We start from the raw sequence: 15,166 nt of genomic DNA, 5'->3' as shown, positions 1-15,166 counted from the left end.
ACCAGGCAAACCCGGCCGAACCCGCGGACGAGGCGCGGGGGTGCGGTGAACCGCACGGGTCGCGTCGATCAACGCGGCTTCGGCGCCCTGAGCAGGCTCAGTGCGAAGCCCCCGACCAGCAGCACCCCGAGCAGCAGCATCGTCCACAGCAGCCAGGTGCCCCAGTCGCGTGGGCGGGTGTCGTCGAGTGCGGCAGCGCCGGCCAGTTCCGTGCGTGCGCCGAGGCTCGCGACCGCGGGGCGCCAACCGCCGCCATCGCGCGCCTCCAGATCGGCCAGCAGCGGCGCGACGGCCGCATCGACGCGAACGGCGCGTGCACTCCCCGCACGCAGCACGAACGGCGGTGCACCTTCGGCGACGAACACCAGCTGCTCCAGCCGGTAGCCGAGCCGGAGTGCGGGCGCGCCGCCGGCACCGGGCGTATCGGGCACCAGGCGCCACTGACGCGCGCGCACCGTGGCATCGAGCGGGCGTGGTGGTGTGCGGGCGTCGGTGCCGGTGCCGACCCGATACACCAGCCAGTCACTGGCGACCGTGCGCCACGGCGCGTCGTCGCCGTCGCGCACCGCGAGCGTCCAACGCGCGGTCGCATTGCCGTCGAGCGCGATGTCCACGTGCGTCACCGGCAACCGCGCATCCAGATGGAACATCAGCCCGCCTTCGGCATCGGCAGGCGCCACGGGTTCGAGCGCGCGCCACGCCAGCGCCGGCGCCTCCGCCAGCGCGGGCGATTCGCCGGTGATCGACACGATCGCCGGCATCGGGCCAGCTCCGGCGCCGGGCGTGAGCCGCAGGTAGCGGGCGCGGACGGGACGATCGAACACGATCCGGCGCTCGACCAGCCGTGCATCGCCACGCTGCAGGTCGAGCAGCCGACCGGCTGCCGCCGTCGGGCGCCATGCGCGCAGATCGTCGGACACCTCCACCCGCACCGTACGCTCGAACGGCACCTCCGCCGCCTCCCAGCCCAGTACCAGCGCCTGCAGCGGCGCGTCCGATGCGCTGGCATCCGCCAGCAACGCGGCCGGCGGCGCATCGCCCGGCGCGGGTTGCCACTGGATGCGGCGCAGGCGGCCGTCGGGATCGAGCTCGCTGATCGCGGCGATATCGCCGCCCGCACGCGCCGCGGTGGCCGGAAGCGGGAACCAGGGCAGGCTGAGCGTGGTGCGCCGCGCCTCGGGCGCGTCGGCGGGCTGCAGCAGTGCAGGCACCTGTCGGCCCGCACCATTGACCACGACCAGATCGCGCAGCGTGGGCGACACCGTGGTCGCGTACACCGCCTCGTCGAGTTCGACCCGGTAGGCACCGGCATCGGCGGAGGACAGGGTCAGCGGCCATTGCGCGACGAACGCCTCATCGCTGCCGGCTGCCGCCGCGCCGCCGCACCACAGGCCGGCGGCGAGGACGGTCGTGCATCTCGTGATCCGCGTCATGGGCCGGTCTCCTGCGCCGGTTCGAGGGTCGAAGCGCGCGGCGGCGCCGGCGCGAAGAAGCCGACGACCGTGCACAGCAGGCCGTAGGCGATGAACGAGCCGATGCCCCACAGATTGCCGAGGTGGCTGCGGTCCACCAGCACCAGCTTGGCCAGCACGATGGCCATCAGCGCCGCACCGGCCAGCCATAGCAGCCGCTGGCCGCGGCGCGAACCGATCACCCAGCCCAGCACACCGAGCACACTCCAGACGACCGTGAGGCTGGTCTGCGCGAGGCTGCTGCCCGCGAGTGCGCTGCTCCACGGCACGCCGCCCCAGTGATGCGCGCCGCGCAGCGTGATCACGGTGACCAGCAGGAACGCGCCGGCCGACAGCAGCGGCACACGGGCGTGCGCATCGAACGGCGCATCGTCACGCCAGAGCCAGCGCGCGATCAGCAACAGCACCGCCGCCTGTGCGAGATCGAGCGGATTGAACAGCGCGATCCACGGCAGCGGCGCGGCATTGCCTGCGTTGCCGAGCGCCAGCAGCCACCAGAGGGCCAGCAGCGCGCAACACACGGTGTGGAACGCCGCGCGCATCGTGTCGAAGGTCGCCCCCAGCGGATGCGTGAGCCACGACCAGCGCAGCAACGCCACCGCGGTGATCGCCAGCCACGGCGCCACAGCCGCGACCAGCGACCAGCCGTCGCCGCCCTCCATCCGTTCGGACAGGTGCACCAGCAGCAGCGACGCCGCGAACGGCCACAGCAGCCACCAGACGAACTGTGCGGCGCGGGCGAATCCGCTGTCGCCGACGCGCAGGCACAGCAGGCTGCGCACACCGAATGCGGCGAAGACCAGCCACGCCCACAGGCCGTTGCCCGCGAAGGGCTGCTGATGTGCCTCGGCCTGCAGGAAGGCCAACGGCAGCGCTGCCGCCAACGCGACACAGGCCGTGCCGGCCAGCAGCGGATCGAACACGCGCCGGCTGCGTTCGGCGGCCAGCCAGCCCGTAACCGCCGCCAGAACCAGCAGCGCATCGGGGACATCGCGCCCCGGCAACACGCGCTGCAGCTCCAGCGTCCAGGCGCCGAGCCACCAGACCATCGCCCAGAGATACGCCAGCCGCGCGGGCACGGACGCCCCCGCACGCGAATACGACCACGCGATCGCGAGCCCGGCGACGACGAAGAGCATCGCGCCGACGAACAGGCCGTGCGCGAACGGCGTTTCGGTCACGGTGGTATTGCCCGCGGCGAACGCGTACGCGACCACCGCCGCGCCCTGCAGCGCAATGCCCGACCAGCGCGGCAGACGCCGCTGCTGGCGCAGGCCCAGCCAGACCAGCGCGGCTCCCTCCAGCGCGAATACGCTGGCCGTGGCCTGCGCCGACAGCGCCAGCGGCACGGCCAGCGTGGCGAAGCCCGCGGCCAGCAGTGCGTACGCGTGCTGCAGCACCTCGAAGCGCCCGCCGCGACGCAGCCACCACGACAGACCGGCATACACCGCCGCGAGACCCAGCGCACAGAGCGCCAGTGCGGTCGTGTCGTCGCGCAACAGACCCGACTGCAGCGAGAACGCGATCAACGGCATGCCGAACACCAGGCAGCCGTCGATCAGATCGCGGCGTCCCATCGGCCGGCGGCGTGCATGCAGCAGCGGCACCGCCAGATAGAGCGCGAAGAACAACGCAAGGAACGCCTGCGCGGATGCGTAGTCGGTGGCCGCGTAATCGAGGACGCCCCAGAGCGTGCCGATGCCGAAGGTGAACACGAAGCCCAGCAGGTTGAGCAGACGCCAGGCGCGGAACCAGGCGATGGTGACGATCGCCACGTTGAGCACCGCGTAATAGCCGAACAGCGCGACGTGGTTGCCGCCCCCGGTCGAGAGCCAGATCGGGGCGAGGAAGCCCGCCAGTACGGCGAACACCGCCAGCGCCATCGCACCCTGCAACACCGCCAGCGCACCGGCGCCGAACACCAGCGCCACGCTCGCGGCGAACGCGAACGCCATCGGCACGAGTCCGAACATCCGCGACGCGGCAAACACCACCAGCAGCAGGATGCCGATCATCCCGCCCTGCAGGCTGAGCGCGAACGTGCGATGGCTGTCCCGGCGCATCCAGCCGAACACCAGGCCTGCCACCGCGGCCACCGACACGGCGGCCAGGCGCACCGACACCGGCACCTGCAGCAAACCCTCGTCGCTGGCGTACTTGAGCAGCGCGGCGACACCGGCGAACAGCACCAGCATGCCGATCTTCACCGGCACGTTGCCGGAGGTGAACCACTGGCGGACCAGCCGCAGGCCGCGCTCGAACGCATTCGGCCCCGCAGGCGCTGCAGGCACGGCCTCGGGATGCGGCGATGGCGCGGGACGCACGGGATCCGCATCGCGCCAGGGCTCGCGCGGCGGCGCAGGCGGCAATGGCGGTGGTCCGGCGGACGGCGCAGGCGACGCGGGCGCCGGGCCCGTCGGTCCGCCATCCGAAGGCGGCGACGCGGGCGCAGACGCTGCGAGGGTGCCGGGCACGGAGACTGCCGGCGTCTCGCGGGCTGGCGCAGGAGGCACAGCGCCCGCCGTCGTACCGCGGGCGATCTCCGCACGCAGCCGCTCACTGAGATCCTCGAGATCGGACACCCGCCGGCGCAGGCCCAGCAGCATGACCAGCGCGACGATCAGCAGAACGGGCACCGTCAACAGCGCCAGTCCGATCAGCACGACGAGTTCTTCCATGTCACCCCCACCGCGCCGGGCGGCGCGCTGCCGGCCACCTTACGCAGCGCCGCAGCGAAAACAAGAAGCCCCGAACGGGCGGGGCTTTCGGGTCCTGCAAAAAGCGACTGGCGGCTTACTTAGATGCCACCACGCGCCTCACCTCCAGGCCCTCGCTGGAGTAACCTCACTTGCTGTCGGGCCAGTTGACCAGTTCGACACAGGCCACCTTGCAAGGGCGCTCTGGGGCGCGCCGTCGCCACCCGGCCGGGCCCGCAAACGGGTCCACATTTGCGTGCGCACAGGTGACGTTCGCCACCGTCTGCTTCCATAGCAACACATGCACGCCACCAAGCCTCTTGTGCCACATCGATTACTCGCTGCGTTCCCGGACGCGACCACCGCGCTGTTCTTCATCCTTGTCTGGCTGTCGCCGATGACGGCGGGCGGGGCGAGTGTGTTCTCCGCCATCGTGCTCATCGCTCTGGAACTTCCCGCCCTGCTCGCGCTGTCGGGCGTCTTCATGCTGCATGTGAAAGCCCCCTGGCACGACAGACTCAAGGTCGCCGCATGCCTCTGCGCCGCGCTCTCCTGCATCTGCCTGTTCGCGATCAAGGCGTTCCAGGCGCTGCCGAGCGGCCTGCTTCTGGTGTCCATACTCGCGATGCTGATCGGCAAAGGCCTGATCTACATGACGACCCGTCGGGACAGCACCTGGGCGATCGAAGGCCTCAAGCTCGCAATCCACCTCGGCGTGCTCCTGATTGTCGTCTCCATCGCCGACCATTTTTCGGCAACCATCCCACGCGGCGGCTTCACCGACGACGTGATGCGCCAGCTCACTCTCCCGCTGGATGTCTTCGACCACCTCTCGCCCGACAGCCCCTGGGCTCAACCGTGGTGGATCGTCCTGGCAGGCGCGCTCTACTTTTCGCTCTGCGCGATTAGCCGCTACGCCATGGCGCCGGAGAGACCAGCCCGTTGAAATCGCCCGCGATGGGCCCGGCGCACCCCACCGGCCAGCGCCGGAAACACGAAGCCCCGCTTGAGCGGGGCTTCGGAGACAACCGGGATCGCCGCGTTTACTTCGCCGCCACCACGCGCACCATTTCCAGGCACTTGTTGGAGTAGCCCCACTCGTTGTCGTACCAGCTCACCAGCTTGACGAAGGTCGGGTCGAGCGCGATGCCGGCTTCGGCGTCGAACACCGAGGTGCAGGTCTCGCCGCGGAAATCGGTGGCGACCACTTTGTCCTCGGTGTAGCCCAGCACGCCCTTCAGCGCGCCCTGGCTCTGCGCCTTCATCTCGGCGCAGATCTCTTCGTAGCTGGCCGGCGTGTCGAGTTCGACCACCAGATCGACCACCGACACGTCCGACGTCGGCACGCGGAAGCTCATGCCGGTCAGCTTCTTGTTGAGCTCCGGAATCACCACACCCACGGCCTTCGCCGCGCCGGTGCTGGAGGGAATGATGTTCTCGAGAATCCCGCGGCCGCCGCGCCAGTCCTTGTTGCTCGGGCCGTCGACGGTCTTCTGCGTGGCGGTGGCCGCGTGCACGGTGGTCATCAGGCCGCGCTTGATGCCCCACTTGTCGTGCAGGACCTTGGCGATCGGCGCCAGGCAGTTGGTGGTGCACGACGCGTTGGAAATGATGGCCTCGCCGGCGTAGGTGCCGTCATTGACGCCGAAGACGAACATCGGCGTGTCGTCCTTGGACGGCGCCGACAGGATCACCTTCTTCGCGCCCGCATCGATGTGCTTCTGCGCGGTGTCCTTGGTCAGGAACAGGCCGGTCGACTCGATGACCACCTCGGCGCCCACCTCGTCCCATTTCAGGTTGGCCGGGTCGCGCTCCTGGGTCAGGCGGATCGTCTTGCCGTTGACGATCAGCGTGTTGCCGTCGACCGAGACCTCGCCCTTGAAGCGGCCGTGCACCGAGTCGTAGGACAGCATGTAGGCCAGATAGTCCGGCTCGAGCAGATCGTTGATCGCCACGATCTCGATGTCGCCGTCGAAGTTCTCCACCGCCGAGCGCAGCACGTTGCGGCCGATGCGGCCGAAGCCGTTGATGCCAACCTTGATCGCCATGAATCCGGACTCCTGCAGCCGCGCGCACGCGGCGTGATTGGGAAAGAAACGCGGCCGCGCGGCGCGTCGGCGCCAGCCCGGACTGCGCGACACAGTCTAGCAGCCGCACCGCAGCGGGGCCGCCTGCCACCCGCGCGCGACGCGCGCAATGATCCCGATCAAGGCGCGCGGCAGTGCCGGCCGCAAGACTGCAGGCCTCCCCGACACCCGGACAGAACGATGCGCGCCTACGCCCTTTCCCTGATCGCCTGCGCCTGCCTGGCGCCCGCCCTGCCGGCCGCCGCCCAGTCGGCCGGTGACTGGACCATCGCCCTCGGTGCGCACCAGGTCGACCCGAAGTCCGACAACGGCCGCCTCGCCGACGGCACATTGCCGTTGTCCATCGGCGGCAGCCTCCGCCCCACCATCGCCGTCGAGTACTTCCTGCGCGACCGCGTCGGCATCGAGCTCCTGGCCGCCACCCCGTTCCGCCACGACCTCGACATCGCCGGCCTCGGCCGCATCGGCAGCACGAGGCACCTGCCGCCGACGTTGAGCCTGCAGTACCACTTTACGCCGGAGGCACGCGTGGCGCCCTTTGTCGGCGCAGGACTCAACTACACGACGTTCTTCGAAGAAGACACCCGAGGCGCGCTGGCAGGTTCGAAGCTGGCGCTCGGCGATTCGTGGGGCCTGGCGCTGCATGCAGGCATCGACATCCGCGCCGGCCGCGGCAAGCTCCGCCTGGATGCGCGGTGGATGGATATCGAGAGCGACGTCAGGCTGGATGGCGTGAAGCTCGGGACCGCACGGATTGATCCCTTGGTGTACGGCGCGGCATACGTGCGTGGCTTTTGAGGGAAGCGCGTACGGGGAGACCGGACGAGGGGAGATCGGAACCACGCTCCCCGTCCGACGGTTTTGACGGCCCGATCGCCCGCGCGCAGCTCATCTGCAGCGCAGTGAAACGTGACGCGTCGCGGCGTGTGCCGGACACGGAGTTCCTCGCAACTCTGCGTACAGGAGCATCGCTCTGGCGCGTGAACAGGGCCTTGGCGCGCTCGTCGACTCAGTGCTTGTTCGGCACCGTGGTGCCGTCGCCCGGGCCGTCCCAAGGGCCCGAGTCCTCCGCCTGCGGGCAGATCCTCAGATAAACAAAGTACGCCTGGATTTCCGTGATGCTCCAGCCCTTCAGATATGAAAGCGGGTAGGGACACACCTGCATCGGAAACGGACAGTACCCCGGAGTAATCGCAGGGGGCGTGGTCGCGTAGTTGGGAATCGGAAACCATGCCTTCGGCGTCTGGTCGAGACCGTATCGACAGAATACGAACGGATCGCCGTCCCTCCACATAAGCCCCTGCTCCCCGCGCTGTGCCCAGGCGGACGAGACCGAGAGCAGCACGCATACACACGCGAGAAATGCCATCCGAACCATGGAATACCCCTTTGATCGATATCTGCAGACAGCCCGACTTGAAGTATCAGGATCGCGAGCCGTCGCTCCGCGCACGGCACCGCCGTGGTGCCGACCGGCCACTCTATGCAGCGCAAACAAAAGCTGCTTGGTCAGCGCTGAAGATCAGAGTTCGCTTTTGTGGCGTCGGGATCGAGTTCCTTGCCCCATGTTGTCTTCCATTGCTCGCCCGGCTCGCTGGAGGACGCACTTTCGATGACGCGCCGGAGCCCCTCCACATCGCCCGCCTTGGCAGCCGACAGCATGCGGTCGACAAACGAGGACCGGGACTCGGAGGATTTCGATGCGAACGACGGCTCCGCACCCGAGACAGAACGTCCTCGGGTCAACTCATCCAGCTTGGCGAACGTCTCCGGACCCGCGATGCCATCAGGCCTGATTCCCTGCTGACGCTGGAAATTCAGCACCGCCTCACGCGTCGACTCGCCGAAGATCTCATCCACTCGCAACGGGCGGCCCGCAGCCCCTTTTACGCCGAGTGCGTTCAGATGCTCCTGCAGTCCGCCGACGTCCCGCCCGCTATCTCCCAGCGACAGATGGGCGCTTCCGTGCTGTGACCGTGTTGCAACAGACATCGCCCGCTGCGACTGCTCGCCGAAGATGCCATCGACTTCGATGCCGCGCTCCGCTTGAAACGCGCGCAACGCATGGTCGGTTTGCGGCCCGAACACACCGCTGCGAGTCTCGAGCGTCGCCCCGTCGCCGCCGCGGTATCCCAGCCCGTTGAGCCGCTCCTGCAGCGCGACGACCTCCGCACCGGACGAGCCCATGCGCAGCGGTTCGCTACCCCGGCGAGGCGGTTCCAATCTGTTCTCGTCGGCGTGACGCTCGCCAGAGCCGAAGACGGAAAGCGGATCAATGCGCCGGCCGTCACGCAGAAGTTCGAAGTGAAGATGCGTATCGCCTTGCGCGGGCGTATTCCCGGTGCGACCCATCGTAGCGATCTGCTGTCCCGCCTCGACGCGCTGCCCATCACGCACCATGAATTGGTCCAGATGGAAGTACCTGGTCATCGACCCGTCGTCGTGCTGGATGCGTACGGTATTGCCGGCAGCGCCGTTGTTCGGCGCGACGCTGACACGACCGCCGGCAAACGCCACGATCGGGTCGCCTACGTTGCCTTCGATATCGATGCCACCGTGGGGCGCCCCGCTACTGCGCGGCGTGCCGAACTCGCCCCGTCCCTCACGCGGCTTGTCAGCCTCATTGATGCGCATGTTGCCAGGCGCTGGCCACACCGCGCCCTGCGCGCGCGCCTGCGCAGGTGGCGCAACGGCGCGCTCGGCCTCGGGACGCGAAAGCTGCACAGTGATCGCTTCACGCGTTGCCTGGTCGGCCTTGCCGGTCTGCTCGAGCGAATTGGCGAGCTGGAAGCTGCGTACTGCTTCAAGCGTGCGCTGCCCATAGATGCCGCTGCCGGTTTCCAGCCTGCCGCCGTGAGCATCGCGAAAGCCGAGCTCGTTGAGCGCCTGCTGCATGGCTCTGACGTCCTCGCCACGCTCACCACGCTCGAGCACGCCATCAGCCAGCGGGTTCGCCTGCGCCCGCGCGCCTGGGAGCGGAGCCGTCGCAACAATGCCTCGCTCCGGGATCTCGATCGCGGCGTACTTGGCCGCCCAGTACTCCGTGAAGGCGTTTGCGAGGTCGCGATCACTCAGACCCGCAATCGAAGCCCGTGGATGGCCGGTGACACGTGAGAACTCGGCCTGATCGAGATTGCCCAAGATATTGGCGCGTGTGTCCGGCCGCGAGAACGCGCCGGTCGCGATCGCACGCTGTATGGATGCGTATCCGCCTCCGCCCTGCTGATGAGCGAGATACATATCAAGGCCATTCGGGCGATCAGCGCCCGACAAGAACGCGTGGCCCGTGTCCGCGGACCGGTTGGTGATCTGCGCTCGGTTACGCGCGTAGAGCGTGGCCGCGGCGTCGGTATTGGCAGCCGCGTCGAATTCACGGCCCGTCAAACCGAACTCGGCCGCAGTGCTCGGCATGAATTGAAAGAGACCCTTCGCGCCGCTCGTGCGGTTGTAGGCATCGGCGTTGAATTGGCCGCCTGTCTCGATGTAAGCGAACCGCAAAAAATCATCGCGCGGAATACCGCTCTCAGCGGCCTCGCGTTCGATGATGTCGAGAACTACTGCTCTGTCGCTTGGACCGGCCATCATTGGCTCTCAGGTGAAGTGCGGCCGCGGCGGGCCGCAGGACGTCAACCGGACCCAATCCTTGAGTCTTGTGCAGAGCGGTCAACTCGAAATAGGTCAGCGCGCTTGATAGCGCCCTGTATTCGCGTCGAACTCGAAGACTAGCGCATCTTCCGGACCGAGGGGACGAGATCGGCCCGGACCGGCAATAGTCTCGCCAGACTGAACGATGTGGATGCGCGGAAGGCTCTCCCCAGCAGACGGCTCAAACTGAAGCTCGCCCGTGCTGGCAGCGCAGGTCATCACGCCTCCTTCGCAAGCCTCAGCATTGTCGCTTCCGGCCTGGACAGTGCCCACATACGTCCAGACCCGAAACGGCGTCTGCGGCAACCCGTTCTTGTTGAACAGGAACAAGGCGTAATTGGACATCGCAACGCCGTCTTCGAAGAGCCGGGTGGGCACGCCGAGGATCAATCGCCCACCCCCCAGCTCGCGGGAGACCGCGCGGCGCGACTCATCCACCATTTCCGGCTGATCGAGGCGGCCGAACTCGCCGACGAAGCCATCCGTCGCGATCTGGGACCAACCTGCCTGGCCGCTCTCAACCTTTTGGACGAGCGTAACCTGCCCGATCGCTACGCGCCCCTCCTCCATCGTCGTGGTGTCCGCTTCGGCACCCTCCGTGCCGGCGGAGCGGGACGTAAAGCCTGTGAAGTAGTGCTCGCCCTCGAGATCGAACGCATAGCCATACCAATATCCAACGGTGGCGCCGCCTTCAACCTGAAAGCTGTGGGCGCCGTCGCCATCACGCTGATAGACGAAGTAAAGCACGCTGTCGGGGGACGGCGGTTTCAAACCGGTCATGCTGTCGTCCTTCTCAGAAACATCCTCAGGCGCGGCCTGGATGCTCGGCGCTGATGAAGCTCCGCTCGCGTCGCCCCCCTGCGCGCAGCCCGAGATAGCAAGCGCGCCACTGATCAACCCGCACATGATCGATTGCTTCAAAAGCCCTCTCCTTAAAGAGCCTCGCCCGCCCCAATCGGCCCTGAGGCCGTCCTATCAAGCCTGGCGTGCCGCCTCCTGCTGGGCAGGACTGCTCTGCTGAGCAGCGTTCCGCTGCGTCAACTGCTGCGCTTCTTGATCCGCTCGCTGCTGCCATGCCTGGCCAACGGGCGAGGATTGAAGATCCCGTGTCGAAGTGCGAATGCTCTCGGAATTTCCGCTCTTCGCGGCGTCCAGAAGGCGCGATACGTAGTCCTGCTGCGTCGTGCTTTCATTCCGGGCGAGCTGCACGTCGCCTCGATCGCCAACTTCGTCGAGAGACGCCCGGCGGCCATCTCGTCCTCGCAGGGACTGTTCTTCCTCTCGCCTCGCGGGCTCACCAGCTGGGAGTGGGCCTCGAATTGCATCGACACCATCGCGAATGAGCCCGCCGGCGCCGCGCGAAATCACGGTCATCCCGACACGGCGCGCCTCGATATCGTGCCTGAAGCTCTCGATGGAACGCTCGTTCTCCTTCGCGCGCGTGCGTGCGTGCAGGTCGTCGAGAATGGAGCGATCCGGCCTGCCATCCCCATCGATGGGCAAGAAATTGTGCATGCTGTGCGAGCTGGCCGAACGGCCAGCTGCCGTGAGCGGGAAGTCAGGCGTGATGAAGTCGCGCCCGCGGTGCTCGTGGTAGCCCGACTGGCGAAGCACGGTCATTTCCCGCTCAGTGGCGTAGATCCTGACCTGTCCGTAGTGCGGGCTTGCAGCGCTCACTGCATCGGCTGCCATTACATGGTTGAGCACACGATTCCCGCCTTCGGGAATGCGGCGATCCAGACTCGCCGCGCTGTAAGCGTTGAAGGTCTCGCCGCGTAAATCGAAGTGGTGCGCCGAGACCTGTGCCAAGGTTCCGCCAAGGGAATGGCCAGTCACGGTGACTTCTGGTGCGCGCTGTCCCGACTCGCGCCCTTCTTGCCTCGCATATGCGAGCGCCCGCCGCGTGAGCTCAACCGCGTCGCCGGCCTGGGGGTTGGTCCGGTTCGCGACCATTGATCCGTCGGCTACAACCCCGTCCTTCCATATCTGCTCCGTGCCTCTATGCGCGACCACAATCTCACCCGTGTCCACGCGCTGATAGACGGTGCCTTGATAGCCGGTGCGGGCGTTGTCGACATACTCCCGCACCCGATAATCCACGCCCTCGACCGTTACATACTCATTGTAAGGCGGGCTACGCACGCCGACCCTGCGATCCTCATAGCTATCGTTGGCGAGGCCAGCATAGTGCTGAGAGGGAACAGTCATTGGTTGGCTTCCATTGCCGACAGCTCGACCTCGAAGAACTCGCCTCTGTCCTTGGCGTCCACGTGATCGAGCGACTCATGGCCAAAGTTGGCATAGTTGTCGATCTCAGCCTTCGGATAGTGCACTGATGAGAAGAAGGTTGCTGCCGAAGCGCGCCGGACAATTTCCTCAGCATCAATCGCCGCGACAAACCACGTCGCCATCGGATCGCTGGATTCGCGCATGCTCACGCGCGTCTCAACGAACTTCCAGTGGCACACGCCTCTCCCATAGTAGTCCTCATCCAGAACTTGATCCATGAACACTCGGCCAACGAACTCAGTATCCGACACACGCGTCAGAGCAACCTTCTCGGTCGTGGAAATCCGCGGCACCGCGCCAGACAAAGGCTGCGGCTCTCCGCACTCTCCGGCGTTTGTCACGTCGTACTGGGCGGCTGCGTCGATTTCAGCGAACGGACCCGGCGCGCCCCTCAACACCACGCGTATGTCGTAAGCATCTCGCGGAGCGGGATTGAGATTACGCAGCGGCGCCCCGTCTTCAGGCAGCAGACTGTCGTGATTCGTATCGTTAGTCGCGCTCATATCGGCATCCTTTTTAGGTCCGCTGCAAGCCGAGGCGGACAAAACCAACACGCAAGTCACAAGCCCTGCGGTCAGCCGGCAGTGCCTTAGCGTGATGAAGAGAACTGATTTCACAATTATCCATCCCGAGAGAACTCTTGCGTCGACAACTTCCGGAAGCGATCGAGTGCCGCAAAGCGCGATTCCCTTGCCGGCAAAGAAATGCGCCCTGCCCTACAGACAATGTTCAAAAACAATTGAGCATTCCCTGGACTTACACCCAGTCATCGCCTGGTCTCGGACATCCGCAAGTGTCGGCCCTCGCGCCCAAGTGCTGTTTGTAGCTGTGGAAGCAACTGCGCCGCACTGGTTGAGAAAAACGAAGAACACTTCACAGTTTGCGCCTCCGCTACTTCTGCACTGTGCCATCGCGGCGCTCTCCGCAGACGATTGACTTCGTTTGTCGAGGCCCACGCCCGATGCACCATCTGATTCGCTTCCAGCGAACGCACCCCACCTATTCGGTCGATTTGGCCTTGTATCGCCGAGGCCCTGGGACGGCAAATAGACAGAGTTGTATTGGGGCGAGTTTGGATTGCTAGGCGGCAAGCTCGACTGCGCGTGAGCAGTTACGCAGGCTGCTAATCCAAAAACCGACATAGCGAGCAACATAGTTCTCATCTAGATCTCCCAACGCCACATGATAGTCAATTTAGTCTAGTCAACTGCCTGGAGGCCGCACGCCCCCACGGTCCGCTGCCTTGCGATCCAAATAGTCCGAAGTAACCGGCTGCTCGAGGTCGGACCGACCGCCGGTAGAGTTACGCCCCAAAGCCCCGAAGCTCGAATTGGCAGCGAACTGACCGAGAGTTCCGTTGAAGAACATCGCAGCCATGGGCGGCGCCATCACCATCAGCACGGACATGATCAAGCCAACACCACCTTGCTGGACAGCCGCAGAATTCAGGCCGCCGCCAAAGCCGGGGATGTCGGGTCCTACCATCGTGGAAATCGTATAGGCCGCGAGCATCGCGGCTGCCGAGACTGCGACAACCTTGGTCGCAATTGAGACCATCACGGCCAGAACCGCCATCGCGAACATTGTGCCGACCCCATACAGCAGCCATCGCTTGAACAGATCCTGGGTCTGCTCGAACAGTAGCGCCAATATGAAAAGCGGCCCAAACCCGACGAACAGGACAAGGGCGATCTTGTAGAGTAGAAGCATCGCGCCGCCAATCACCGAGGGGCCCGCAATACCGATGCCGGTCATGGCCGTCACGTTTCGCTGATCGGCGCTGTTCGAGTCGCTATCACCTTGCGGCAATGCGTCGATCATCGCGAAGATCAGCCCCATCGTGGTGAGATTTCTGTCGATCGCGTCTTCGACGTCGTCATCGTTGCCCGAAATCACTTGATGGATGGCCTGGGGAAGATCATCCGTCATCAGTGTCGTCAAGTTGTTTCCGAAGAACGACATTGACGTGGCTGCGATAACGATCAGAAATGCGCGCAGCGAGCCGACCACCAGCCCCATCAGGTTCTCACGGCTTCGGCCCGTGACGACCATGAAGCCCTGGATGAGCACCCAGAACACGAGCAACGTAAAGACGATCCCGCTGACGAAACGGGTCGTACGCCCGAGCAGCGCACTCTGGAACGACTCGATCAGCCCGTTGACGAGGTCAAATATGAAGGCGAAAAACGCCCAGGAGATAAAGCTACTCGGGTCGAAACTCATAGGGGCGGCGCCTCTTAGAACGAAGGCAGACTCAGGCCGCCGCCGCCCTTCAGAGCATTACGGGTCAGCGCGGCCTGGGAATTCCTAATGTGAGCGATGCGAGCATCGTAAGCCGCCATGTAGGTGTTGTAGCGATCCCGATCGTTGTCCATCAGCGCAGTGAGCGCCAAGATCTCGTTCGTGTTGTATTGGACGTTCGCATAGTCGTTGGCGGAGAGGCTGCGGCGGTGATCATCCAGCTGTTTCAACCGCTCGTAGTTCTCACTGGCGCGCTCGAACATGCGCATCGAGAACCGATACTGGGCCAGCTCGGTGTTCGCGAGATCGCGGCAGAGCTGCCGCTGCTGCTGACCCAGCGGCGTGCTTGTACTTGCAGTGCACAGCTTATCGATTCCGACCGATGTCGTGCTTGGCTGCGTCTCGTTGAGCGCTTCGTCCCCTGTCGGCGCGGCCACCATCTCCGGTGTCGAACCACTTCTCGGAGCGATCTGAAGTTTTCGGTTGAGGTCGGTCTTGAGGTCGTTGAGCTGCCCCGTCACCGTCCCATTGTTACCAATGCGCTCTTGCGTCACACGGTCGTTCACCTGCCAAGCCGCCGCTGCCGCTCCGGTTCCGAGTAGGGCAACGACCGCCAGCGCAATGGCCAAACCGCCGTTTGCCTTGGGTAGATCAGGCGCCGTGCCGAACGTCTTGGTCCATGCGGCGGCAAAACCTGGGCCGCGTCGTGTATTCGATGCCATGTGTCGGTCTCCGA

At 65.7% G+C, this 15,166-nt stretch carries 11 protein-coding genes; 2 read left to right on the top strand and 9 right to left on the bottom strand.

What is annotated here, in order from left to right:
* Positions 1-68: 68 nt before the first annotated feature.
* Both PQS31_RS05015 and PQS31_RS05010 read right to left on the bottom strand, forming a co-directional pair.
* Complete coding sequence (locus PQS31_RS05015; RefSeq protein ID WP_272761574.1) at positions 69-1,433, bottom strand: DUF3999 family protein; 1,365 nt, start codon at positions 1,431-1,433, stop codon at positions 69-71.
* Positions 1,430-4,150 (bottom strand): DUF2339 domain-containing protein, encoded by a 2,721-nt coding sequence (locus PQS31_RS05010; RefSeq protein WP_272761573.1) that lies wholly within the window; start codon positions 4,148-4,150, stop codon positions 1,430-1,432. Before PQS31_RS05010 ends, PQS31_RS05015 begins: the two co-directional genes overlap by 4 nt.
* A 319-nt stretch (positions 4,151-4,469) precedes the next feature.
* Here PQS31_RS05010 and PQS31_RS05005 point away from each other — a divergent pair, with 319 nt between their 5' ends.
* Positions 4,470-5,114 carry a hypothetical protein gene (locus PQS31_RS05005; RefSeq protein WP_272761572.1) on the top strand — a complete coding sequence of 215 codons (645 nt, stop codon included), beginning with the start codon at positions 4,470-4,472 and terminating at the stop codon, positions 5,112-5,114.
* A gap of 97 nt (positions 5,115-5,211) precedes the next feature.
* On the opposite strand, the gene gap is transcribed toward PQS31_RS05005, so the two are convergent.
* A complete protein-coding gene (gene gap, locus PQS31_RS05000; protein ID WP_272761571.1) occupies positions 5,212-6,216 on the bottom strand; it encodes a type I glyceraldehyde-3-phosphate dehydrogenase in 1,005 nt (334 codons plus the stop codon).
* A gap of 219 nt (positions 6,217-6,435) precedes the next feature.
* Between gap and PQS31_RS04995 the strand changes: the two genes are divergently transcribed.
* Positions 6,436-7,053: an OmpW family outer membrane protein gene (locus PQS31_RS04995; RefSeq protein WP_272761570.1), complete on the top strand. Its 618-nt coding sequence runs from the start codon at positions 6,436-6,438 to the stop codon at positions 7,051-7,053.
* A gap of 711 nt (positions 7,054-7,764) precedes the next feature.
* Here PQS31_RS04995 and PQS31_RS04990 read toward each other — a convergent pair.
* The 6 genes from PQS31_RS04990 to PQS31_RS04965 form a co-directional block, all read right to left on the bottom strand.
* Positions 7,765-9,840, bottom strand: a complete 2,076-nt coding sequence (locus tag PQS31_RS04990; RefSeq protein WP_272761569.1) for a peptidoglycan-binding protein — start codon at positions 9,838-9,840, stop codon at positions 7,765-7,767.
* Between the two features lie 93 nt (positions 9,841-9,933).
* Positions 9,934-10,821 (bottom strand): hypothetical protein, encoded by an 888-nt coding sequence (locus PQS31_RS04985; RefSeq protein WP_272761568.1) that lies wholly within the window; start codon positions 10,819-10,821, stop codon positions 9,934-9,936.
* Positions 10,822-10,875: 54 nt separating this feature from the next.
* On the bottom strand, positions 10,876-12,108 hold the full coding sequence (locus tag PQS31_RS04980; RefSeq protein ID WP_272761567.1) for a lipase: 1,233 nt from the start codon (positions 12,106-12,108) through the stop codon (positions 10,876-10,878).
* Entirely contained in the window at positions 12,105-12,806 is a 702-nt protein-coding gene (locus tag PQS31_RS04975; protein WP_272761566.1) for a hypothetical protein, read from the bottom strand. The genes PQS31_RS04980 and PQS31_RS04975 overlap by 4 nt, the downstream gene beginning before the upstream one ends.
* Before the next feature lie 586 nt (positions 12,807-13,392).
* Positions 13,393-14,412, bottom strand: coding sequence for a type IV secretion system protein (locus PQS31_RS04970; protein ID WP_272761565.1), 1,020 nt, complete (start codon positions 14,410-14,412; stop codon positions 13,393-13,395).
* 14 nt (positions 14,413-14,426) lie between these two features.
* The gene (locus PQS31_RS04965) at positions 14,427-15,152 is read right to left on the bottom strand and encodes a hypothetical protein (RefSeq protein WP_272761564.1); all 726 of its coding nucleotides are present in this window, start codon (positions 15,150-15,152) and stop codon (positions 14,427-14,429) included.
* Positions 15,153-15,166: the final 14 nt, after the last annotated feature.

This window comes from Luteimonas sp. BLCC-B24 (genome assembly GCF_028550595.1).
GTDB lineage: Bacteria > Pseudomonadota > Gammaproteobacteria > Xanthomonadales > Xanthomonadaceae > Luteimonas.
This window is presented reverse-complemented; position numbering and strand designations above follow the sequence as displayed.

What these genes read in the sequence shown, in the direction of transcription:
- PQS31_RS05015 (WP_272761574.1), bottom strand. Translation starts at nt 1,433, where the DNA reads ATGACGCGGATCACGAGATGCACGACCGTCCTCGCCGCCGGCCTGTGG.
- PQS31_RS05010 (WP_272761573.1), bottom strand. Translation starts at nt 4,150, where the DNA reads ATGGAAGAACTCGTCGTGCTGATCGGACTGGCGCTGTTGACGGTGCCC.
- PQS31_RS05005 (WP_272761572.1), top strand. Translation starts at nt 4,470, where the DNA reads ATGCACGCCACCAAGCCTCTTGTGCCACATCGATTACTCGCTGCGTTC.
- gap (WP_272761571.1), bottom strand. Translation starts at nt 6,216, where the DNA reads ATGGCGATCAAGGTTGGCATCAACGGCTTCGGCCGCATCGGCCGCAAC.
- PQS31_RS04995 (WP_272761570.1), top strand. Translation starts at nt 6,436, where the DNA reads ATGCGCGCCTACGCCCTTTCCCTGATCGCCTGCGCCTGCCTGGCGCCC.
- PQS31_RS04990 (WP_272761569.1), bottom strand. Translation starts at nt 9,840, where the DNA reads ATGATGGCCGGTCCAAGCGACAGAGCAGTAGTTCTCGACATCATCGAA.
- PQS31_RS04980 (WP_272761567.1), bottom strand. Translation starts at nt 12,108, where the DNA reads ATGACTGTTCCCTCTCAGCACTATGCTGGCCTCGCCAACGATAGCTAT.
- PQS31_RS04970 (WP_272761565.1), bottom strand. Translation starts at nt 14,412, where the DNA reads ATGAGTTTCGACCCGAGTAGCTTTATCTCCTGGGCGTTTTTCGCCTTC.
- PQS31_RS04965 (WP_272761564.1), bottom strand. Translation starts at nt 15,152, where the DNA reads ATGGCATCGAATACACGACGCGGCCCAGGTTTTGCCGCCGCATGGACC.